Below are 21,380 nucleotides of genomic sequence, written 5' to 3' on the forward strand. Positions count from 1 at the left end.
GGATGACCATGGCTGCCCGCAACGCGTTCTCCCGTCACCGCCTTGTTTCCCATTGCCGCGGCGCGCTGCTGGCGCTGTGTGTCGCCGTGGCGGCGCCGGCCGCCCAGGCGGCGGCCAATCCCTCGGACTGGTGGGTCTACGTTGCCAACGATTACCCCGACGAGATCAATGAACTGCTGGCCCGGGGCGCCGATCCCAACGTGCGCTACCGCAACGGCCAGCCGGCCCTGATGCGGGCGGTGGTGGATGGCGCCTGGAAGGTCTTCGACGCGCTGGCGGCCAATCCGCGCACCGACGTCAATGCCGAGAATCCGGCGGGCGAGACCCCGCTGATGTACCTGGCCATCGCCGGCCAGGTCGACCGCGCCCGCAGCCTGATGGCGCGCGGGGCCCAGGTCAATCGCCTGGGCTGGACGCCGCTGCACTACGCCGCGTCCAAGGGCCAGCTGGCGATGGCGCGGCTGTTGCTGGACAACAAGGCCATGGTGAACGCACCCGCGCCCAACGGCGAGACGCCGTTGATGATGGCGGCGCTGTCGGGCAACAGGGCAATGGTGGACCTGCTGTTGAAGGCAGGGGCCGACGTCACCACGCGCGACACCAAGGGCCAGGACGCGTCCGATTGGGCGACCACGGGCAAGTCCGCCAAGCTGGCCGCGGAATTGAAGACCCTGATCGCCCAGCAGGAGGACGCCAAACGGGCCCGCCGCGCCAGCACGCCGCCCGAACCCGAGGCGCCGGTGCCGGGAGCCGCGGACGGCGACGTCGCGGGCGCCGCGATGCCCGCTGCCACGGACGCAACGCCCGCCGCGCCGGCGCAGGCGTCCTCGCCAGCCCCCGCCGCGCAGGACGCCAGCCCGAAGTCCGCGCCCAGCGTCGGTGGCGTGTCGGGCGTGCGGTTGAACAACTACGACCAGCCTGCGGCGCCCTGAGCGCCTGCGGTCCCGCTTCCTTGCAAACCCGCCCGATGGCGGGTTTTTTCTTGGCCGTCCGGCCGGTGCGCGGGGAGGGCGCGAGGATCGACGGCCTCCCGCGCATGGCCCCGCGAGAACGGCTCAAGCCGTGCCGCGTCGGATTTTTCGCATCCTTTGTTCGGGGTTTTCCCTTGTTATTCTCAATGGGTGGGAAATGTTGGCCGTTTTTACACCATAAATTGATAATCTGGCGGCCATCAACATCTGGAGTGCTTTTCGATGGATCAGTCGGTAGGGGCGGGCGCGGACCGCGTGCTGTACGTGTTGGCCACGCTGGCCCGGCACGACGGCCCCCTGAGCATCGCCGCGCTGGCGGAAAAGACCGGCCTGGCCCAGAGCACCCTGTACCGCCAGGTGGCGCTGCTCAAGCGCTGGGGCTTCGTCGCCGAGCATGAGGGTGAATACGGCCCCGGCCCGCTGTGCGTGCAACTGGCCTGGGGCTTCGACCAGTCTTCGTTCCTGATCCACGAAGCGCAGCCGGACATGGCCGCCCTGGCGGCGGCGTCGGGCGAGACCATCGGCCTGCTGGTGGCCGTCAAGGACCAGGCGGTATGCCTGGACATGGTCGAAAGCCAGCACCCGCTGCGGTGCTCCTTCACCAAGGGCCGCGGCCTGCCGCTGGCGCGGGGCGCCTCGGCCAAGTCGCTGCTGGCGTTCATGCCGGCGGCACGGCTGCAGGCTGCGCTGGCCGTGCTGGCCAGGGAATCGGGCCTGGACCCGGCGCGCCTGGCCGACGAACTGGAGGCCATCCGCGCCCAGGGCTATGCCGTGACCGACAGCGAAGTCGACGCCGGCGTCTGGGGCGTGAGCGTGCCGATCTTCCAGCGCGCTAACCAGGCGGTGGCCTCCATCACGCTGATGGCGCCGTCCACCCGCGCCGCCCAGCGGCCGCAGGCCTTCATCGACCTGACCGTCGCCGCCGCCCGCCGCATCTCGGGCAAGTTGCAGGCGCACTGACCTATTTCGTACCCGGATTCCTCGTTGTCCCCGCCATTCCCGCCTCATCTCTAGACACCGCCACACCCGTTACGCCGCTCCGATCGCCGTATCCGCATCCACTTTTTCTTTCAGGATTCGCCATGACTACTCGCCGCACCCTGTTGACCGCCGCCCTGACCCTGGGCCTGGCCTGGAGCATGGGCACCGCCCACGCCCAGGAAACCATCCGCGCCGTGACCGACGCCACCTTCCCGCCCATGGAGTTCGTCAAGGACGGCAAGCGCACCGGCTTTGACATCGAATTGGTCGAGGCCCTGGCCGCCGCCATGGGCAAGAAGGTCGAATGGATCGACATCGACTTCAAGGGCCTGATTCCCGCCCTGCAGGCCGGCCGCGCCGACATCGCCGTGTCCGCCATCTACATCACGCCCGAGCGCAGCAAGGTGGTGGACTTCACCGACCCGTACTACGCCGGCGGTCTGGTGGTGCTGACCAAGAAGGACGGCCTGGTCAAGACCCTGAAGGACCTGGACGGCCGCAAGGTGTCGGTGCAGGTCGGCACCAAGTCGGTCAACTACCTGAAGGAACACTACCCGTCGGTGCAGCGCGTCGAGGTCGAGAAGAACCAGGAGATGTTCAACCTGGTGCAGATCGGCCGCGCCGATGCCGCCGTCACCGGCAAGCCGGCCGCCAAGCTGTTCGCCCAGAGCACCACCGACCTGACCGTGCTGGCCGACCAGATCACCACCGAGGACTACGGCATCGCCGTGCCCAAGAACAAGCCGGAACTGACGCGCGGCCTGAATGAGGCGCTGCAGAAGATCAAGGCCGATGGCAGCTACCAGGCCATCGTCAACAAGTGGTTCGAGGCGCCCGCGAAATGAACCTGGATTTTGCTCCCGTCTTCGCCGACTTCGACGCGCTGGTGCGCGGCGCGGTGGTCACCATCGAGGTGACCGCCGGTGCCTTGCTGCTGGGCTGTGTCATCGGCCTTCTGGTCGGCGTCGGCCGGCTCAACCCGCAGCGCAGCATCATCTACAACCTGTGCAGCGTCTACCTGCTGTTCTTTCGCGGCACGCCGCTGCTGGTGCAGCTGTTCATCTGGTTCTTCGGCCTGCCGCAGTTCGGCGTGACGCTGCCGGCGTTCGCCTGCGGCGTGCTGGGGCTGGGCATGTATTCCGGCGCCTATGTGTCGGAAATCGTGCGCGGCGCGATCCAGTCGGTCGACCGCGGCCAGACCGAGGCCGCCCGCTCGCTGGGCATGTCGTCGGGCCAGGCCATGCGCATCATCATCCTGCCGCAGGCGGTGGTGCGCATGATCCCGCCGCTGGGCAACGAGTTCATCGCGCTGATCAAGAATTCGGCGCTGGTGTCGCTGTTGACCATCCATGACCTGATGCACGAAGGGCAGAAGATCATCAGCGTGTCGTACCGCTCGCTGGAAACCTATCTGGTGGTGGCGCTGATCTACCTGGTCCTGACCACGGCCGCCATGTTGATACTGCGCAGGATCGAGCAACGCCTGCGCGCGGGGGGGATGGTGCAATGAACGCCGCGAATCCGAAAGAAATGATCCGCATCCGCGGCCTGCAGAAATCCTACGGCGACCACGCCGTGCTGCGCGGCATCGACTTCGATGTGCTGCCCTCGCAGGTGGTGGTGGTGATCGGCCCCAGCGGTTCGGGCAAAAGCACCTTGCTGCGTTGTTGCAACGGGCTGGAAGTGGCCCAGGGCGGCACCGTGGAGATCTGCGGCCAGACGTTGCAGAACGAAGGCGAGCTGTTGCCCGAGGCCGAACTGAACCGCCTGCGCATGCAGGTCGGCATGGTGTTCCAGGGCTTCAACCTGTTCCCGCACCTGTCGGTGCTGGACAACGTCACCGTCGGGCCGCGCAAGCTGCGCGGCATGGGGCGCGACGAGGCCAACGCGCTGGCCGAGGACCTGCTGCGCAAGGTTGGCCTGGCGCAGAAGATGTCGGCCATGCCGGCCAGCCTGTCGGGCGGCCAGAAGCAGCGCGTGGCGATCGCCCGCGCGCTGGCGATGCAGCCCAAGGTCATGCTGTTCGACGAACCGACCTCGGCGCTGGATCCGGAGCTGGTGGGCGAAGTGCTGCAGGTCATGAAGCTGCTGGCGCGCGAAGGCATGACCATGATGGTCGTGACCCACGAAATGGGCTTTGCCCGCGACGTGGCCGACGTGGTCGCGGTGATGGACGGCGGCGTGATCCTGGAGTCGGGCGCGCCCGAGGTCATCTTCAGCCAGCCGCGCGAGGCCCGCACCCGCGAATTCCTGCAGGCCGTGCTGAGCGCGGGGCAGGGGGCGGCATGACGGCGGCGCAATTCGACAAGAGCCTGTGGACCGCGCGCGACGACAGCGCCGAGCGCGGCGACACGCGCCGCCTGGCGCACATCGTCGAGCCGGCCGCGGGCCAGGCGCCGGCCGCGGGCGAGCCGGTGCTGCTGGGATTCGCCTGCGATGCGGGCGTGGCCCGCAACCAAGGTCGCGTCGGCGCGGCCGCCGGCCCGGCCGGCATCCGCAAGTACATGGCCGGCCTGCCGGCGCACGGCCTGACGCGCCTGCTGGACGCGGGCGACGTGGCCTGCGAGGGGGACCAGTTGGAGGACGCGCAGGAGCGCCTGGGCCTGGCGGTGGCCGACCTGCTGCGCCAGGGCGCCCGCCCGCTGGTGCTGGGCGGCGGCCACGAAATCGCCTGGGGCAGCTTCCAGGGCCTGGCGCGCTGGCTGGCCGACCGCGGCGACGACGGCCCGGTGCTGGTGCTGAACCTGGACGCGCATTTCGATCTGCGCACCGGCCGGCCGGGCAGTTCCGGCACGCCGTTCGACCAGATCGCGCATTACTGCGAGGCGCACGGGCTGGCGCTGCAATACGCCTGCCTGGGCGTGTCGCGGCTGGCCAATACGCCGGCGCTGTATGCGCGCGCGGCGGAAGTGGGCGCGGTGTGGGTGGAGGACCGCGACATGCAGGAACGCCACCTGGCGGCGCGCCTGGCCAATGTCGATGCCTTGCTGGCGCGGGCCCGCCACGTGTACCTGACCATCGACCTGGACGTGCTGCCGGCGGCGGTGATGCCGGGCGTGTCGGCGCCGGCGCCCTATGGCGTGCCGATGGCGGTGATCGAGGAGATCGTGCTGCGCGTCAAGGCCAGCGGCAAGCTGCGCCTGGCCGACATGGCCGAGTACAACCCGCGCTTCGACATCGACGGCCATGGCGCCCGCGCGGCGGCGCGCCTGGCTTGGCAACTGCTGTCCGCATGACACGGTGCGCGGCGCAACGTCCGCCGCGCATCCGGGCCCGCCGTCATGCCCGCCGGGGCGAGCGTGACGGCGGGCCTTTTTACGCCTGCGGCGCAACCAGCGGGATCGACATCTCGTGATGGAAGAGATTGTCGGGGTCGACGTTGCGCTTGGTGGCGATCAGCGCGGCGGTCTTGTTGCCGTAGTACAGGTCGAGCCATTGCGGGTCGACCTGGGTGTGGCTGGCGTCGGTGTACTTCATGTCGGTGTCGGGGTAGTTGATGTAGCACCCCTCGAACGGCGAGCCCGGCTGGTTGCTGGGCTTGCCGCCGTACTGCGCGAAGTACTCGTCGTACAGGTCGGCGATCCACTTGATGTGGAAGGCGTCCTGGGCCGGGTCGGTCCAGTACACCTGAAACTGCGACTTCAGCAGCGACGAGCGCTGGCATACGCTGGTCGGGTTGGCGGCTTCGTCGTTGCGGTTGATGCGGCCGCCGTACGAGTCGATCTGCACCAGCGCCTGGTTCAGGCGCGGGTCGTCCGAGCCGTTCAGGTACTCCCACATGGCCATGATTTCGACGTCGCTGAAATTGGCCTTGTGATACGCGGACTTGTACTTGCCGCGCTGGTTGCTGCCCGAGCCGTTGATGCTTTGCGTCAGCCACAGCCAGTCCATCTTCTGCGCATCGTTCACGGCGTGCGCCAGCAGGCGCGGGGCCGGTTCGGCCATGCGGTGCGACGGGCCGTGCCAGCTGGTGGCCAGGTTGACGCCGGGCGCCGCGCCGGCCGCCGCGTTCATGGTGGCGACGAAATCCAGGAACGGCTGGTCGCGCGCGCCGCCCACCTTGCCGTCCTTGCCCGTGTACTGGATGCTGAGCACCACGTCGCCGGTGGAACGGTGCTGCACCTTCAGCAAGGTGAACAGGCCGCCGTTGGCCTTGGCCGGATCGGGGCTGTTCCAGTCCGCGTCATGGTCGGCGAACCATTGCCAGTAGGCGCGCATGAAGCGGGCGAAGTTGGCGCGGCCGGCCGTGCCGGTGCCGAAGCTGGCCCAGGGATAGGACAGCGACAGCCAGTAGGCCTCCTGCGGCGCGACCGGCAGTTCGGCGTAGTAGTAGGTCAGGATGATGCCGAAGTTGCCGCCGCCGCCGCCGCGGCAGGCGATGAACAGGTCGCGGTCGGCGCCGGCGCTGTGCAGGTTGACATGCTTGGGCACCAGCTTGCGCGAACCCGGGCCCTGCGGCACCAGGATGTCCACGCCCGACAGCCAGTCCACCGTCAGGCCATGCAGGCGCGACAGCAGGCCGTAGCCGCCGCCGACGATGTGACCGCCCGAACCGACCGAATAGCACGAGCCGCCGGGCACGGTGCGGTTGGCGGTCTTGTACAGGTCCAGGTAGCCGTCCCAGTTCTGGTTGCCCGCCGCGGCCGCGAAACGGTAGCGGGCGGCGGGGTTCCAGGGCGAGGCAATGTCGCCGGCCTCGCGGTAGCGCAGGCCGGTCATCAGGCTCAGGTCGATGATGGCCAGCGGCTGGCCGTGGTCCTCGGGCAGTTTGTTGGCGACGAAACCTTCGTAGCAGTGGCCGCCGCTGCGCACCGTGATGCGGCAGCCCTGGGCCAGCGCGGCGTTGGCCGCGTCCAGCACGTCCTGCGGGGTCTTGCAGACATAGATGGCGTTGGCGCCCTGGCCCGTGGTGGGGAAGCGCAGGTTGAAACCCTTTTGCAGGGTTGCGTAACGCGGGTCATTGCTGTCAATCAGGGAAAAATCCGACATGCGCACCTCTATGGTTGATTTTCATAAGTGCAGGATGCAAGCGGGGGGCGCCCGCCGGCAACGCGGGATGACAAGCTTTGGAAGCCGCCGGTGCCGGGTACCGCTAAAACCGGGGCCGGTTGATTCTGATTCAACTGGATGACGCTTTCAAGCAAGGTGCGACAGGCGCCCCGGGCCGGACTGACACGCGAATGTGATGTGGCGTCGGGGCGCAAGCAAGAGGGGGAGGGGGGAGGCCGGGGCGCGGTACGCAGGGCCTTGCTGGCGCGGATGCCTGGGCTGGGGCCGGGCGAGTCGAGTGGGCGGAGCGGGCGCGCACGGGGTGGACGCTGCCGACGAGCGGGGCTAGGATAGGCGCAGCGTTTCGGCAGGCTCGGTGACGCTCACGGTCTTCATTTCCATATTGCGTCCCCAATTAATATTTTTCCATAAAATATGGGGACACAATAAGGATATGGATAAAATGGCGCAACTTTGTCAGGAGAGCATGTTCATGTCTCAAACTCCCACCCATGCCTTGCCGTCTTATCTGAATGCCGACGAACTCGGCCCCTGGGGTAATTACCTGCAACAAGTCGACCGGGTCACGCCGTACCTCGGTTCGCTGGCGCGCTGGGTCGAGACCCTGAAGCGTCCGAAGCGCTCGCTGATCGTCGATGTGCCGATCGAGCTGGACAATGGCAGCGTGGCCCACTTCGAGGGTTATCGCGTGCAGCACAACACCTCGCGCGGTCCGGGCAAGGGCGGCGTGCGTTTCCACCAGGACGTGACGCTGTCGGAAGTGATGGCGCTGGCCGCCTGGATGTCGGTCAAGAACGCCGCGGTCAACCTGCCGTACGGCGGCGCCAAGGGCGGCATCCGCGTCGATCCGCGCAAGCTGTCGCAGTCCGAGATCGAGCGCATGACGCGCCGCTACACCTCGGAAATCGGCGTCATCATCGGCCCGTCCAAGGACATTCCCGCCCCTGACGTGAACACCAACGCCCAGACCATGGCCTGGATGATGGACACGTACTCCATGAACGAAGGCTCGACCGCCACCGGCGTCGTGACCGGCAAGCCGATCGCGCTGGGCGGCAGCCTGGGCCGCGTCGAGGCCACCGGCCGCGGCGTGTTCGTGGTCGGCTGCGAAGCCGCGCGCGACCTGAACATCGACGTGTCCAAGGCGCGCGTGGTGGTGCAGGGCTTCGGCAACGTGGGTGGCACCGCCGCCCGCCTGTTCCATGAAGCCGGCGCCAAGGTCATCGCGGCGCAGGACCACACCGGCACGGTGCACAACGCCGCCGGCCTGGACGTCCACAAACTGCTGTCGCACGTGTCGCAGCATGGCGGCGTGGGCGGCTTCTCCGGCGGCCAGGCGATGGACAAGAACGAGTTCTGGACGCTCGAAACCGAATTCCTGATCCCGGCGGCCCTGGAAAGCCAGATCACCGCCGACAACGCCGCCAAGGTGCGCGCCAAGATCGTGGTGGAAGGCGCCAACGGCCCGACCACCCCGGAAGCGGACGACATCCTGTTCGAGCACGGCGTGTACGTGGTGCCGGACGTGCTGGCCAACGCCGGCGGCGTGACGGTGTCGTACTTCGAATGGGTGCAGGACTTCTCCAGCTTCTTCTGGAGCGAGGACGAAATCAACCAGCGCCTGGAACGCATCATGCGCGAGGCCTATGCCTCGATCGCGCTGGTGGCCAAGGAGCACAAGGTGACGCTGCGCACCGCCGCGTTCATCGTGGCTTGCACGCGCATCCTGCAGGCCCGCCAGGTGCGCGGACTGTACCCGTAAGTCCTTCTGGCGCCGGGCCCGGCCCGGCGCGCGGAGGAGCCAGAGGAAGACAGGAAAACCGCCCCGACTGAACTGACCCCCAGAAGTTGGACGGTCGGCTAAAGCCCGAAGGCCTGGACTCGGTATTGCACCGGGCTCAGGCCTTTTAGCTTGAGCTTGATGCGATCGTGATTGTAGTAACAAATGTATTGCCGGATACCGGTCTGCAACTGGTCGATGCTTTCGAAGCGGTTCAGGTGGAAGAACTCGGCCTTGAGCGTGCCGAAGAAGCTTTCCATGGCGGCATTGTCCAGGCAGTTTCCCTTGCGTGACATGCTTTGCGTCACCGATCTATCTGCCAGCATCCGCCTGTAGTTCTGCTGCTGGTACTGCCAGCCCTGATCGGAGTGCAGCACTGGACGCTCCGTCGGCAGCAGCCGCGCCAGCGCCTTCTTCAGCATGCTGCCCACGAGCTTGAACACCGGCCGGCGGCTGGTCTCGTAGGCCACGATCTCGCCGTTGTACAGGTCCATCACCGGCGACAGGTACAGCTTCTCGCCACGTACGTTGAACTCGGTCACATCGGTGACCCACTTTTGGTTCGGACGCGCCGCCTCGAAGTCGCGCGCCAACACGTTGGCCGCCACGTGGTGCGATTGGCCTCGGTAGGACCGGTACTTCTTGGCGCGCACCAGCGACTTCAAGCCTAGCGCCTGCATCAGCTTCTGCACGGTCTTGTGGTTCACTAGCTCGCCGGCCTGGCGCAAGACCGCCGTAATCCGGCGGTAGCCGTAGCGGCCCTTGTGACGGGCGTAGACCGCGCTGATGCGCTGCTTGAGCTCGGTGTACGGGTCCACGGCTCTGAACGACTTCAGGTGGTAATAAAACGTGCTGCGCGACAGCTTGGCTGCGCGTAGCAATAGCGCCAGCGGATGCTTGGGCCTTAATCCTTGGACCACTTGCGCTTTCCAACCAGCGCCCGGGTCTTCTCCGCTTCGATCAAGGCCTTCATTTTTTTTAGGTAATCGTTCTCCGCGCGCAGATACGCCAGTTCTTGCTCGAGTTCTTCCTTGGTCATGTCCTTGGACACCGGCTCTGGGGGGTACTTATGCGGCATGCTTGCTCCTGGGCGCTTGCGCGCCAGCGCCTCTATACCCCCAGCATCATACTGGGCGCGCCATTTCGTAATGTGCCCTGTATGACGAATCCCCAGCAACACCGCCGCCTGCGTGTCCGATAGACCTTCGCGCCGGATCTTGATCAGCACCGATTGTTTGAAGGCCGCACTGTACGAGCCAGATTGCCTGCGCAACCCATCAACGCCATGCGCTCGAAAGCTCTCGACCCACCGCCGAACCATGGAGTACGGCACATCGTGTCGGCGCCCCACCGATTTGAAGCCGCCTGTGCCTTGCAGGTATGCCTGCACCACCTTGATCTTGAATTGCTCTTCGTACTTCGCCATGCGAAAAACCCCCGAAGGTTGGATTGCGTCCAACTTTCGGGGGTCAGTTCAGACAGGGGCGGTTTCCATTTTGGGCCGCGGAGTTGGCGGGACGCGTTGCTTACGGCGGGATGGCGGCCACCGGCGCCGCCGGCCGGAGCGCGCTGGTCCTCACGACTTCGGCAGCAGTTCCGGCTTGAGGATGCCGCGCAGGTCCGAGTACGGAATGCTCAGTTCCGGTTCGCCATGCGAGTAGGGGGCGATCGAGTAGGCGTCGTACTTGACCACGATGCCGTCGCGCGTGAGCGCGAAGTTGTCGCTTTCCTGGAACGGCCACATCTTGTTGTAGGCGGCCGGGTCGCGCTTGGCGTCCGCATTGCCGGCCAGCCACTTGGCGTGCGCCTGGCGCAAGGCGGCGACGTATTCGGCGCGGCGCCCGGGGATCAGGGCCTCGTCCAGCGCCATGACGCGGCCGCGGCTGCGCTCCCAATTCAGGTACTGGGTGGCGGGAATGCCGTGCGCGGCGCCGGTCAGGAACTGCTCGGTGTGCAGCTCGATCGAGACGATGTCGCCCACGGTGTCCTTGACACTGGCCTTGAAGTAGGTGGCGTCGCGCGGGCGCGCGGTGGACCAGAAATACTGCGTGTATTCCGACAGCGTCTCGTACGGGCCGCGGCGATTGGCGTCGGTGCCCGTCATGTAGGCCAGCACGTGGTCGACCAGCGCGCTCAGTTTCGGGATGCCGGGAAAGGCCACGCTGTCGATCTCGATGCGCGGGCAGTCGCCCTTGCAGTCGGGCTTGTTGGACGCCCACTTGATGCGCTCGGTGGCCAGGTCGCCGATCTTCTCGGGCGTGGCCGTGCCGGCCGTTGGCGAGTCCAGGGTGATGTTGGCGGGGGGCGAACTGCCGCAGCCGGCCAGGGCCAGCAGGACGGCTCCCAGACCCGCGGCGGACAGGCCGCGCGGCTTGCGGGGAAGACGCATTGAACTACCTCCAGAAAACCCGGCCGCGCGCGCGGGCGCGACCGTCCGACTCAAACCCGCGGCGCCTCAGGGGACGACCGCGGTCCATTCGGGCGTGGAGAACTTTTCGGCGGCCTGGGCCTCGGCCTGGGCCAGCGTGGCCGCGCCCAATTGGCCCGGCGTCAGCCGGTGCAGGCTGGCGAAGGTGTCCACCATGCGCTGGATGATGACCTCGCGCGCCAGCCCGGTCTGGGTGCGCAGCGGGTCGACCCGCTTCTTGGCGCTGGTGGTGCCCTTGTCCGACAGTTTCTCGCGCCCGATGCGCAAGACTTCCACCATTTTATCGGCGTCGATGTCGTAGGACATGGTGACGTGGTGCAGCACTGCCCCTGCGCGGCGCGCCTGGGCCGCGCCGCCGATCTTGCCGATGTCCGAGGCGATGTCGTTGAGCGGCTGGTACCAGGCTTTGATGCCCAGCCCCTGCAGCGCTTGTAGTACCCACGCGTCCAGGAAGGCATAGCTTTCCTGGAAGCTCATGCCGTGCACCAGCGCCTGCGGCGCGCTGAGGGAATAGGTGATGCTGTTGCCCGGTTCGATGAACATGGCGCCGCCGCCGCTGACGCGGCGCACCACCTCGATGCCGTGGCGCCGGGCGCCTTCGGGATCGACTTCGTTCTTGAGCGATTGGAAGCGGCCGATCACGACCGCGGGCGCCGACCATTCCCAGATGCGCAGGGTGGGCGGGCGCGTGCCGGCGCCGACCTCATCGGTGATGACGGCGTCCAGCGCCATGTGCAGCGCGGGGCGCTGCGGGGCTTCGTGGATCAGTTGCCAGTCGTAGTCGTTCCAGTCGGTGCGCGTCATGCCAGCGCCCTCCGCAGCACCACCGCCACGGCCTCGGCCGAGAAACCGAACATTTCGGTGTCGGGCGGCAGCGCCGACTGCACCGCCAGCGCCAGTTCCAGTTCGCCGGCGTCGGCCGGCAGGCCGTTCAGGCCGCGGTTGATGGCTTCCAGCGCCTCGGGCGGTTCCAGGAAGAAATCACCGCTGATGCGGACGTCGGCCAGGCGGCCGTCGCGGACTTCCAGGTCCGCGACCACCAGCTTGCCGCCGGGGACTTTGTATTCGCCGTGCATGGGCGCTCCTTGTGTATCAGGCCTGGCGCCGGGGGCGGCGCTACAGGCTCAGTTTCATGCCGTCATGGCTGGCCACGAAACCCAGGCTTTCGTAGAAGCGGCGGGCGTCGGGCCGGGCGCGGTCGGTGGTCAGCTGCACCATGGCGCATCCCTGCGCGCGGCACTGCTCGATGGCCCACTCGAACATGGCGCGTCCCAGGCCCTGGCCGCGCGCCGACGAGGCGATGCGCACGCTTTCGATCTGTCCGCGCCACTGGCCCAGCCGCGACAGGCCGGGTATGAACGATAACTGCAAACAGCCGATCAGGCGCGCGTCGCGCTCGACCACCGCGAAGTACTGGTTCGGGTCCTGCTCGATGGCGGCAAAAGCCGCAGTGTAGCGGGGGTTGAGCGGAATCGAGGGATCTTCGCGCTTGGCGCCGAGTTCGTCGTCGGCCAGCATGGCCACGATCTCGGGCAGGTCGCCCACGCGCGCGCGGCGGAACCGCAGCGGGGAGTCGGTCATGGCGGCCTCCGCTCAGCGCACGTTCTGGGCGGTCTGGCCGAACAGGATGCGGCGCGATTCCTCGTCGCTGACCGACGGCGCGGTGTTGACCTTGTCGGCCAGCGCATAGGCGCGCTGCACGGCCGGGCGCGCGGCGATGGCGTCGAACCAGCGCTTCAGGTGCGGGAAGTCGTTCAGGTCCTGGCCCTGCTTGGCGTGCGGCACGATCCAGGGGTAGGACGCCATGTCGGCGATGGAGTAGTCGCCGGCGACGAATTCGCGGTCGGCCAGGCGCTTGTTCAGCACGCCGTAGAGGCGGTTGGTTTCCTTGACGTAGCGGTCGATGGCATAGGGGATGCGCTCGGGCGCGTAACCCGAGAAGTGGTGGTTCTGGCCGGCCATGGGGCCCAGGCCGCCCATCTGCCAGAACAGCCATTGCGAGACCTCGGCGCGGCCGCGCACGTCGGCGGGCAGGAAGCGGCCGGTTTTTTCGGCCAGGTACTGCAGGATGGCGCCGGACTCGAACAGCGACAGCGGCGCGCCGCCGTCGGCCGGCTGCTGGTCGACGATGGCGGGAATGCGGTTGTTGGGCGCGATGGCCAGGAATTCGGGCTTGAACTGGTCGCCCTTGCTGATGTTGACCGGGTGGATCTCGTACGGCAGTCCGGCTTCTTCCAGGAAAATCGTGATCTTGTGGCCGTTCGGGGTGGTCCAGTAATAGAGATCGATCATGGGGATTCCTCAGCGTCTTGGCGCCGCCGGCCACTGCCGGCGGATCGGAAGGCCCATGATAGCGGCGCCCCGGGCGCGCGGCCGAATACCCGGGGGCGCGGTGCGGGTTTGGCTCGTGCTTCAGGGTCAGGCCGCGCCGGGCCGCGCGCCGCCGCGCAGGCGCCACTGCCAGTTCAGGCTGACGCCGGCGGCCGCCAGGAAGATCATGGCCACGCCCAGCACCTGGGTGGCGTCCATGCGGTGGCCGTACACCACCAGGTCCAGCAGGATCGCCACGGCCGGGTAGATGAAGCTCAGGGCGGCGGTCGAGGTGGTGGGCAGCTTCTGGATCGCCGAGTACATCAGGATGTACATCAGGCAGGTGTGGACCAGGCCCAGCGCCACCAGGTAGCCCCATTGCAGCGGCGCGGCGGGCAGCGCCTGGAAGTCGGCCATCGGCAGCAGCATGACCGCGCCCAGTGTCACCTGCACCAGCGCCAGCACCTGCGGCGGGATGCCCTTCAGGCGCTTGACGATGACGGCGGTGATGCCATAGAGCGCCGCCGCGCCCAGCCCCAGCAGCAGGCCCGACAGGTAGGCGTCGCCGCCGCTGTGGTCGGTGAGCTTGAGCACCAGCAGCAGGCCGGCGAAGGCGATCACCGACCACGCCAGCTTGCCGCGGGTGGGGCGTTCGCCCAGGAACAGCGCGCCCAGGCCGATCAGGAAGAAGGGCTGCACGTTGTAGACCGCGGTGGCCAGCGAGATCGAGGCCAGGCGGTAGGCCGAGAACAGCAGCACCCAGTTCAGCACCAGCGCGGCGCCGGCGGCCAGCGCCAGCGCCAGGGTGCGGGCCGTGAACAGGCCGGGCTTGAGCAGGCCACGGGCCCAGCAGTACAGGAACAGCGACAGGGCGCCGAAGACGCAGCGGAAGAACACCACGTTCCAGGCGCTCTGGCCGGATTCCAGGACGAACACGCCCAGGGTGCCGGACAGGGTCATGGCGGCGGCCATCTGGGCCAGGCCAACGCGATCGGATGAGGGGGACATGGAAGGCTCCTGCGGGCCGTTCGGCCCTTGATTCGATGGAGAAATTATCCCAGGCCGATCGGGCTGGTTATATGATGTTGCTGCGGCAGTTTTGCCTTTCAACCTTCGTTCGGGTGGAATTTATGCAGAATGACCTAAAAATTGAAAACCCGGTTCTCGATGGCATCGACCGCCGCCTGGTGGAGATGCTGACGGCCAATGCGCGCACCACCACCGCCGACCTGGCGCGCCAGGTCGGCATGTCCGCGCCGAGCGTGGCCGACCGCCTGCGGCGGCTGGAGGAATCGGGCGTGATCCGCGCCTACACGCTGGACGTGGATCCGGTGGCGCTGGGCTATACGCTCGAAGCGATCGTGCGCATCCGGCCGTTGCCCGGGCAGTTGCGGCGGGTCGAAGGACTGATCCAGGAGATTCCGGAATTCGTGGCGTGCGACAAGGTCACGGGCGATGACTGCTTCTTCGCGCGCATGGTGCTGCGTTCGATCTCGCACCTGGACGGCATCCTGGAACGCGTGACCGAATTCGCCGAAACCAACACCGCCATCGTCAAGGCGCACACGGTGCGCGGCCGCCTGCCGCCGCTGCGTTGAGCGGCGCGGCGGGATGCGTGCCGGGTTAGGGGAGCAGGGCGGCGGGCGTGACGCTTCAGTGGCCGGCCCCGGACCCGGGATGGCCGGGCGGACGGCAGCCGGCCTCAGGGTGAATCAGGCGGCGGGGACCGCCAGGGCGCGAACGATGTCGTCCTTCAGCCCGGCCGGCGTGTCGGTGGGGGCGTAGCGCTTGATCACCTGGCCGTCGCGGCCCACCAGGAACTTGGTGAAGTTCCACTTGATGCCCTCGGTGCCGAAGACGCCGGGCTTCTCGCCCTTGAGCCAGCGGTACAGCGGGTCGGCGTTGGCGCCGTTGACGTCGATCTTGGCGAACAGCGGGAAGGTGATGTCGTACTGCGTGGTGCAGAAGTCGAGGATCTCGGCCTCGTTGCCGGGTTCCTGGCGGCCGAACTGGTCGCACGGGAAGCCCAGCACCGTCAGGCCGTCATCGCGCAAGGCGCGGTACAGCTCTTCCAGGCCCGAATACTGCGGTGTGAAGCCGCATTTCGAGGCCACGTTCACCACCAGCAGGACCCGGCCGCGGTAGGCGGCCAGCGGCTGGTCGGCGCCGTGGATGTCGCGGGCCGAAAAATCGTAGATCGTGCTCATGCGGGCTCCCAGGGGTCAGGCGTCGGAACGGGACGAAGCCAGCGCGCCGGCCGGCGGCGTCTGCGTCATCCCGGCGTGGCGCCCATAGTAGCGCGTGCCCCACAGGGTCAGCAGCAACACCGCCGCGGTGATGGCCGCCGACATCCACGGCAGATCGGTCAGCGGCAGGCCGTGGCCCAGCGCCAGGCTGCCCAGCCAGGCGCCGCCGGCGTTGCCCAGGTTGAAGGCGCCCTGGTTCAGCGTCGAGGCCAGGTTGGGGGCCTCGGCCGCCTGGTCCACGATCAGCGTCTGCAGCAGCGGCACCACGGCAAAGCCGAGCGTGCCCCAGATGAAGGTCATCACCAGCATCGGCGCCAGCGCGTGGATGGCCTGGCTGAGCGCCAGGAACACCAGCAGCAGGCCCAGGAAGATGCGGCGCAGCGACACTTCCAGGTTGCGGTCGCCCAGCTTGCCGCCGAGCGTGCTGCCCACCGTGAGCGCGACGCCGAACAGCAGCAGCACGCCGGTCACGCCGCGTTCGGACACGCCGGTGATGTCGCGCAGGATCGGCGCGATGTAGGTCAGCACGCAGAACAGCGCGGCCGAGGCCAGCACGCTGGCCAGCAGCGGCCACAGCACGCGCACGTCGCGCAGCACGCGGAATTCGCGCAGGATGTTGCCGGGTTGCATCGGGATGCGGCCGGGCAGCCAGGCCGCCAGCGCCGCCACCGCGGCCAGGCCGATGGCGCTGACTACCCAGAAGGTCGAGCGCCAGCCCGCCACCTGGCCCAGCGCGGTGCCCAGCGGCACGCCCAGCACGTTGGCCAGCGTCAGGCCGGTGAACATCAGCGCGATGGCGCTGGAGCGCTGGTGGCGCGGCACCAGGTCGGCCGCCACCACCGCGCCGATGCCGAAGAAGGCGCCATGGCAGAAGGCGGTGAAGACGCGCGCGGCCATCAGCGTGCCGTAGCCCGGCGCCAGCGCACAGAGCAGGTTGCCCAGCACGAAGGTGCTGGCCAGGCCGATCAGCGTGGCCTTGCGCGGCAGCCGAGCGGTAATGATGGCCATGATGGGCGCGCCGATCACGACGCCCATGGCGTAGCCGGTGATCAGCAGGCCGGCGATGTCGATGCTGACGTCGAGGTCGGCGGCGACGTTGGGCAACAGCCCCATGATGACGAATTCGCTGGTGCCGATGCCGAAGGCGGCGGCGGCCAGCGCGATGAGATGCAGGGGCATGTAAAACCGGCGACAGGGCCGGGCGTTCGGGGCCGCGGCGACAGGGAAGGGAGCGCGAATTTTAGAGCAGCCGCGCGCGCGCCGCCGCAAATCCCTGTCGGCGTTACGGGTATGCCCGTGTTGCGATGCTATCCCCGCGCGGCGCGGGGCTATTGCCGTCGCGGCGTGGGCCGCGGCCTATCATGTGCCATCGCAGTCAGCGCAAGCGGCGCAAAGGAGGCCGGCCATGCGGGAAATGATCGATCGTCTGGAAACCATGTTGGCCAAGGGCACCGACAACATGTTGTTGCGATTCTCGCTGGGCAAGGCCTACGCCGAACAGGAGTGCTTTGGCGATGCCGAAACGCACTTGCGTGCCTCGCTCGCCTTCGATCCCGCCTATTCGGTGGCCTGGAAGTGGCTGGGCAAGGCCTGCCTGGGGCGGGGCGACAAGGCCGGCGCGCGCGAGGCCTGGGAGGCCGGCCTGAAGGCCGCGCAGGCGCGCGGCGACAAGCAGGTGGAAAAGGAACTGCTGGTGTTCATGAAGCGCCTGGACAAGGACGCGGCCGTCGCCCCATGACACGCCGGTCGGCCCGGCCCGGCCCGGCGCCGCTCAGGCGTCGGCCGCGGCGTCGACCAGCCATTGCTTCAAGGCCGCCAGCGCCGGCGCCGCGCCCGCCGGCGTGGCGCGCGATTCGATCAGCCCGTAGCTGGAGCCGTCGGGCGTGAAATCCAGCGGCGCCACCAGGCGGCCGCTGCGCAGGTCGTCCAGCGCCAGGATGCGCGGACTGAGCGCCACCCCGAGGCCGGCGGCGGCCGCTTCCACCATCAGGAAATGATGATCCAGGCTGCGCGTGGCGCGCGGGGCGGGCCGCCCTGGCGCCTGGTCCAGCCAGTCGTCCCAGGCGCGCGGCCGGGTGCGCGAGGACAGCGCCACGTAGTCGCCGGCCTGGAATGCGGGCAACAGCGACGGGGCCATGACCGGACCCATGTTTTCCGCCATCAGCGGCGTGACGATCCAGTCGGGATGCACCGGGAAGTCCAGGCGCCGCAGCGCCAGCGTGGCCTGGTCGCGGGCGAAGTCCAGCGGGCCGCCGCCGACCGACAGGTGCAGTTCGATCTGCGGATGCCGGTCCTGGAATGCCGACAGCCGCGGGATCAGCCAGCGCATGGCCACCGAGCGCTCGCAGGACAGCACCAGCGGCCGCCGCGTATCGCGCGCCTGCAGGGTGTCGATGGTGTCCTGGATCAGCGCCAGCGCGCGCTGCATGGTCGAGGCCAGCAACTGGCCGCCCGCGGTGACGCGCAAGCCGCGGCCGGCGGGTTCCACCAGGGCCAGCCCGAGGTCGTCGGCCAGCTTGGCCACGCGCCGGCTGATCGCGCCGTGGGTCAGCGCCAGTTCGTCGGCGGCCGCGCGCACCGAGCCCAGGCGGGCGACCGCCTCGAAGGCGCGCAGGTCGTTCAGGGAGGGGCGGCGGGTCGGCTTCATTGGTGATTTTTAATCACGAATAATCGTCAGAAATGTTCGATTTTCCTGGTGGGTGAGATGCATTTTAATCACCAATATGAACTCACCGGAAAACCCTCGCCAGGCGATCGGCATCCTGGCGGATGACCTCACCAGCGCCGCCGATGGCGCCGCGCCATTCCTGCGCGGTTTCGGCGCGGTGCGGGTGCATCGCGGCGTGCCGGGCGACCAGACGCACGCCGTGTTGTCCATCGACACCGGCAGCCGCGCCTGTCCCGAAGCGCAAGCCGGCCGCCTCGTGGCGCAGGCCACCCGGGCGCTGGCGGCGCGCGGCATCCTGTACAAGACCATGGATTCGACGCTCAGGGGCCACGTCCGGACGGAACTGGCGGCGGCCATGCGCGCCAGCGGCCGGCGGCTGCTGGTGGTGGCGCCGGCCTTTGCCGAGGCGGGGCGGGTGACGCGCGGGGGAATCCAGTACGTGCATGGCGTGCCGGTGGATGCCAGCCCCTACGGCGCCGATCCGGTGCATCCGGCGCGCAGCGCGCGCCTGCTCGACCTGATCGACCCGGACATCGGGCCTGCCTGCGTCATCCCCGAGGACGCCAGCGCGATGCAACTGCGCGCGGCGATCGCCACCGCGCGCGTGCTGGTGCTGGACGCCGCTACGCAACAGGCGCTGGATGCGCGGGTGGCACAGCTTTGGGGGCAGGGGTGTTCATGCCTTTGGGCCGGATCGCCCGGCCTGGCGCGGGCATTGGCGGCGCAAAGCGCGGAGGCGCCCATCACCGCCGCCGCCACGGCCCGCCGCGCGACGCGCGTGCTGGTCGTGGTCGGCAGCGCCAACCCGGCCAGCCGCCCGCAGTGCGAGGCCCTGCGGGCGGCCGGCGCGCGCCTGGCGACCCGGGCCGACGAGATCGCGGACGAGGACACGCTGGCCTGCCTGCGCGCACCGCGTTCGCCGCAAGCCGAACCGGCGGCGGTCCTGGCGGCGCTGGTGGCGCAGGCCGGGCGCGCCATGGCGCGGCATCGCTTTGATGGCCTGATCGCAACCGGCGGCGACACGCTGGCCGCGCTGCTCGAGGCGCTGGCCATCGACACCCTTACCTTGACCTGTGAACTGGCGCCCGGCTTTCCCGCCGGGACCGCCGTGTGCGCCGGCCAGCCGTTGTCGATCGCCATGAAGGCGGGCGGCTTTGGCGGGCCCGGCGCATTGCGCGATGCCGCCTGGAGACTGCTGTGCCGATGAACCCTGTGACCGCGCGCGCCGGCCTGCCCGCGCCCGCCTTGCCCTTGGCCATCACCATGGGTGATCCCGCCGGCATCGGGCCGGAAATCGTCGCCAGGACCCTGCTGCGGGCACGCTACGCGCAATGCTGCGTCGTCGTCGGCGATGCCGGCGTGATGGCGCGCGCGCTGGCGCCGCTGGGCGCGGCCGCCCGCCTGCGGGTGGTGGAAGACGTGGCCGGGATCCGGGCCGGATGGGAGGCCGGCGAGATCCGCCTGTTGCCATCGTCGCGCATGCCGGCGCCGCCGCCATTCGGGCGGATCGACGCGGCCGCCGGCCAGGCGGCATACCAGGCCATCTGCCTGGCCATCGACCTGGCGCGCCAGGGCCGGGTGGCGGGCATGGTCACGGCGCCCGTGCACAAGGAAGCGCTGGCCGCGGCCGGCGTGCCGTACCCCGGCCACACCGAGATCCTGGCCGAACGCGGCGGCGCCGCGCGCGTGGCGATGATGCTGGCCAATGGGGCCATCGCCACGGTGCTGGTCACCATCCATTGCTCGCTGCGCCAGGCCATCGAGCGCGCCGATTTCGACGCGCAACTGTCGGCGATCCGGCTGGCGCACCAGGGCGGCCGCGCGCTGGGCGCCGCCGCGCCGCGGGTGGCGGTGGCCGGGCTGAACCCGCATGCCGGCGAAGGCGGCCTGTTCGGCGACGAGGAACAACGCATTATCGCCCCGGCCATTGCCGCCGCGCGCCGGGAAGGCATCGATGCCAGCGGCCCGTGGCCGGGCGACACGGTCTTCATGCAGGCGCGCCAGGGCCGTTTCGACGTGGTGGTGGCGCAGTACCACGACCAGGGCCTGATCCCGGTCAAGTACCTGGGCCTGGAACAGGGCGTGAACATCACGCTCGGCCTGCCCTTTGTCCGCACCAGTCCCGACCACGGCACGGCGTTCGACATCGCCGGCCAGGGCATCGCCGATCCCGCCAGCCTGCAGACCGCCATCGACCATGCCTTGCGGCTGGCCGCCAACCCGCCGGACGCCGCCGCGTCCGGCCACCGCGCGTAAGCGCCCCGACCTATGATCGAACCCATTGCCCCTGGCGCGACCCGCATGCCCGCCGACTTCATCTTCATGCTGACCCGCAACGACCGCACCATCGACGCGGCCGATGCCTGCCTGGACATCGCGCTGGCCAGCGGCGTGCGCCACCTCGGCTTCAAGGACATCGGCCAGCCGCTGGCCGTGCTGGGACGCCTGCGGCGCGCCATCCACGCGGCGGGCGCGCGGTGCTATCTGGAGGTGGTCTCGCAGGACCGCGAGAGCGAACTGGCGTCGGTGCGCGCCGCGCTGGACCTCGACGTGGACTGCCTGTTGGGCGGCACGCATGTGGATGACGCGCTGGCGCTGCTGGCCGGCTCGCGCATCCGCTATTACCCGTTTCCGGGACGCGTCCATGGCCATCCCAGCATCCTGGGCGGCACACGCGGGCAGATCGCGCACAGCGCGCGGCAACTGGCCGCCAAGCCCGGCGTGCACGGCCTGGATCTGCTGGCCTACCGTGCCGATGTCGACGTGCCGGCGCTGATGCGGGAAGTGTGCGGCGTGGCGCGGCCGGTGATCGTGGCGGGCTCGCTCGATACGCCGGCCCGCATCCAGGCGGCCTGCCGCGCGGGAGCGGCCGGTTTCACGGTCGGCACGGCCGCGCTGGACGGCCGCTTTGCCGCCGCGCAGGCGGGCCTGGCGGGCCAGCTTGCGGCGATCCAGGCCGCCGCCGCGGCGGCCTGAAGCCGCGCGC

23 protein-coding genes are annotated in these 21,380 nt (G+C 68.8%); 12 read left to right on the forward strand and 11 right to left on the reverse strand.

Annotated features, from left to right (window positions below; translation table 11 throughout):
• Positions 1-8: 8 nt before the first annotated feature.
• From ACVN9Z_RS19510 to hutG, 6 genes are all read left to right on the forward strand, one after another.
• Complete coding sequence (locus tag ACVN9Z_RS19510; protein ID WP_024068665.1) at positions 9-932, forward strand: ankyrin repeat domain-containing protein; 924 nt, start codon at positions 9-11, stop codon at positions 930-932.
• 261 nt (positions 933-1,193) lie between these two features.
• A complete protein-coding gene (locus ACVN9Z_RS19515) occupies positions 1,194-1,931 on the forward strand; it encodes an IclR family transcriptional regulator (RefSeq protein WP_006385305.1) in 738 nt (245 codons plus the stop codon).
• A 122-nt stretch (positions 1,932-2,053) separates the two neighbouring features.
• Positions 2,054-2,797 (forward strand): transporter substrate-binding domain-containing protein, encoded by a 744-nt coding sequence (locus ACVN9Z_RS19520; RefSeq protein ID WP_458212534.1) that lies wholly within the window; start codon positions 2,054-2,056, stop codon positions 2,795-2,797.
• Positions 2,794-3,462: an amino acid ABC transporter permease gene (locus ACVN9Z_RS19525; RefSeq protein ID WP_006385307.1), complete on the forward strand. Its 669-nt coding sequence runs from the start codon at positions 2,794-2,796 to the stop codon at positions 3,460-3,462. The genes ACVN9Z_RS19520 and ACVN9Z_RS19525 overlap by 4 nt, the downstream gene beginning before the upstream one ends.
• A complete protein-coding gene (locus ACVN9Z_RS19530) occupies positions 3,459-4,241 on the forward strand; it encodes an amino acid ABC transporter ATP-binding protein (protein ID WP_020927398.1) in 783 nt (260 codons plus the stop codon). The genes ACVN9Z_RS19525 and ACVN9Z_RS19530 overlap by 4 nt, the downstream gene beginning before the upstream one ends.
• The gene (hutG, locus tag ACVN9Z_RS19535; RefSeq protein ID WP_024068666.1) at positions 4,238-5,188 is read left to right on the forward strand and encodes a formimidoylglutamase; all 951 of its coding nucleotides are present in this window, start codon (positions 4,238-4,240) and stop codon (positions 5,186-5,188) included. Before ACVN9Z_RS19530 ends, hutG begins: the two co-directional genes overlap by 4 nt.
• Before the next feature lie 79 nt (positions 5,189-5,267).
• Here the strand turns inward: hutG and ACVN9Z_RS19540 are convergent, their stop codons facing one another.
• A complete protein-coding gene (locus ACVN9Z_RS19540) occupies positions 5,268-6,941 on the reverse strand; it encodes a BBE domain-containing protein (protein WP_458212535.1) in 1,674 nt (557 codons plus the stop codon).
• Between the two features lie 493 nt (positions 6,942-7,434).
• Here ACVN9Z_RS19540 and ACVN9Z_RS19545 point away from each other — a divergent pair, with 493 nt between their 5' ends.
• Complete coding sequence (locus tag ACVN9Z_RS19545) at positions 7,435-8,724, forward strand: Glu/Leu/Phe/Val family dehydrogenase (RefSeq protein WP_006385312.1); 1,290 nt, start codon at positions 7,435-7,437, stop codon at positions 8,722-8,724.
• Positions 8,725-8,822: 98 nt separating this feature from the next.
• Here ACVN9Z_RS19545 and ACVN9Z_RS19550 read toward each other — a convergent pair.
• The 7 genes from ACVN9Z_RS19550 to ACVN9Z_RS19580 all read right to left on the reverse strand — a co-directional run bounded on the left by ACVN9Z_RS19550 (position 8,823) and on the right by ACVN9Z_RS19580 (position 14,488).
• A protein-coding gene (locus ACVN9Z_RS19550; protein ID WP_458212536.1) for an IS3 family transposase occupies positions 8,823-10,168 on the reverse strand; the annotation gives its coding sequence in 2 pieces (ribosomal slippage) (positions 8,823-9,701 and positions 9,704-10,168; 1,344 coding nt in all).
• Between the two features lie 150 nt (positions 10,169-10,318).
• A complete protein-coding gene (locus ACVN9Z_RS19555; RefSeq protein WP_024068669.1) occupies positions 10,319-11,131 on the reverse strand; it encodes an RsiV family protein in 813 nt (270 codons plus the stop codon).
• Between the two features lie 66 nt (positions 11,132-11,197).
• Positions 11,198-11,974: a lipoate--protein ligase family protein gene (locus ACVN9Z_RS19560; RefSeq protein WP_006385314.1), complete on the reverse strand. Its 777-nt coding sequence runs from the start codon at positions 11,972-11,974 to the stop codon at positions 11,198-11,200.
• Entirely contained in the window at positions 11,971-12,246 is a 276-nt protein-coding gene (locus tag ACVN9Z_RS19565; RefSeq protein WP_006385315.1) for a lipoate protein ligase C-terminal domain-containing protein, read from the reverse strand. The genes ACVN9Z_RS19560 and ACVN9Z_RS19565 overlap by 4 nt, the downstream gene beginning before the upstream one ends.
• Before the next feature lie 40 nt (positions 12,247-12,286).
• On the reverse strand, positions 12,287-12,751 hold the full coding sequence (locus ACVN9Z_RS19570; RefSeq protein ID WP_006385316.1) for a GNAT family N-acetyltransferase: 465 nt from the start codon (positions 12,749-12,751) through the stop codon (positions 12,287-12,289).
• A 12-nt stretch (positions 12,752-12,763) separates the two neighbouring features.
• Positions 12,764-13,462, reverse strand: a complete 699-nt coding sequence (locus tag ACVN9Z_RS19575) for a glutathione S-transferase N-terminal domain-containing protein (RefSeq protein ID WP_076469329.1) — start codon at positions 13,460-13,462, stop codon at positions 12,764-12,766.
• A gap of 126 nt (positions 13,463-13,588) precedes the next feature.
• Positions 13,589-14,488: a DMT family transporter gene (locus tag ACVN9Z_RS19580; protein WP_054497143.1), complete on the reverse strand. Its 900-nt coding sequence runs from the start codon at positions 14,486-14,488 to the stop codon at positions 13,589-13,591.
• Positions 14,489-14,610: 122 nt separating this feature from the next.
• Between ACVN9Z_RS19580 and ACVN9Z_RS19585 the strand changes: the two genes are divergently transcribed.
• On the forward strand, positions 14,611-15,078 hold the full coding sequence (locus ACVN9Z_RS19585) for an Lrp/AsnC family transcriptional regulator (protein ID WP_006385319.1): 468 nt from the start codon (positions 14,611-14,613) through the stop codon (positions 15,076-15,078).
• A gap of 114 nt (positions 15,079-15,192) precedes the next feature.
• Here the strand turns inward: ACVN9Z_RS19585 and ACVN9Z_RS19590 are convergent, their stop codons facing one another.
• Together ACVN9Z_RS19590 and ACVN9Z_RS19595 are read right to left on the reverse strand one after the other, a co-directional pair.
• Positions 15,193-15,687, reverse strand: coding sequence for a glutathione peroxidase (locus ACVN9Z_RS19590; RefSeq protein WP_006385320.1), 495 nt, complete (start codon positions 15,685-15,687; stop codon positions 15,193-15,195).
• A gap of 15 nt (positions 15,688-15,702) precedes the next feature.
• Complete coding sequence (locus ACVN9Z_RS19595) at positions 15,703-16,905, reverse strand: MFS transporter (protein WP_006385321.1); 1,203 nt, start codon at positions 16,903-16,905, stop codon at positions 15,703-15,705.
• Positions 16,906-17,131: 226 nt separating this feature from the next.
• Between ACVN9Z_RS19595 and ACVN9Z_RS19600 the strand changes: the two genes are divergently transcribed.
• A complete protein-coding gene (locus ACVN9Z_RS19600) occupies positions 17,132-17,464 on the forward strand; it encodes a hypothetical protein (protein ID WP_020927408.1) in 333 nt (110 codons plus the stop codon).
• A gap of 33 nt (positions 17,465-17,497) precedes the next feature.
• Here the strand turns inward: ACVN9Z_RS19600 and ACVN9Z_RS19605 are convergent, their stop codons facing one another.
• Positions 17,498-18,373, reverse strand: a complete 876-nt coding sequence (locus ACVN9Z_RS19605; protein ID WP_241072223.1) for a LysR substrate-binding domain-containing protein — start codon at positions 18,371-18,373, stop codon at positions 17,498-17,500.
• A gap of 76 nt (positions 18,374-18,449) precedes the next feature.
• Here ACVN9Z_RS19605 and ACVN9Z_RS19610 point away from each other — a divergent pair, with 76 nt between their 5' ends.
• Genes ACVN9Z_RS19610 through ACVN9Z_RS19620 form a run of 3 tightly spaced genes read left to right on the forward strand, consistent with a single transcriptional unit; the run spans position 18,450 to position 21,370 of the window.
• Entirely contained in the window at positions 18,450-19,601 is a 1,152-nt protein-coding gene (locus tag ACVN9Z_RS19610) for a four-carbon acid sugar kinase family protein (protein WP_458212537.1), read from the forward strand.
• Entirely contained in the window at positions 19,598-20,650 is a 1,053-nt protein-coding gene (gene pdxA / locus ACVN9Z_RS19615) for a 4-hydroxythreonine-4-phosphate dehydrogenase PdxA (protein WP_108913945.1), read from the forward strand. Before ACVN9Z_RS19610 ends, pdxA begins: the two co-directional genes overlap by 4 nt.
• 12 nt (positions 20,651-20,662) lie before the next feature.
• Complete coding sequence (locus tag ACVN9Z_RS19620) at positions 20,663-21,370, forward strand: 4-hydroxythreonine-4-phosphate dehydrogenase (protein ID WP_197745545.1); 708 nt, start codon at positions 20,663-20,665, stop codon at positions 21,368-21,370.
• Positions 21,371-21,380 lie beyond the last annotated feature (10 nt).

The sequence above is a fragment of the Achromobacter sp. KK8 genome (genome assembly GCF_054188005.1).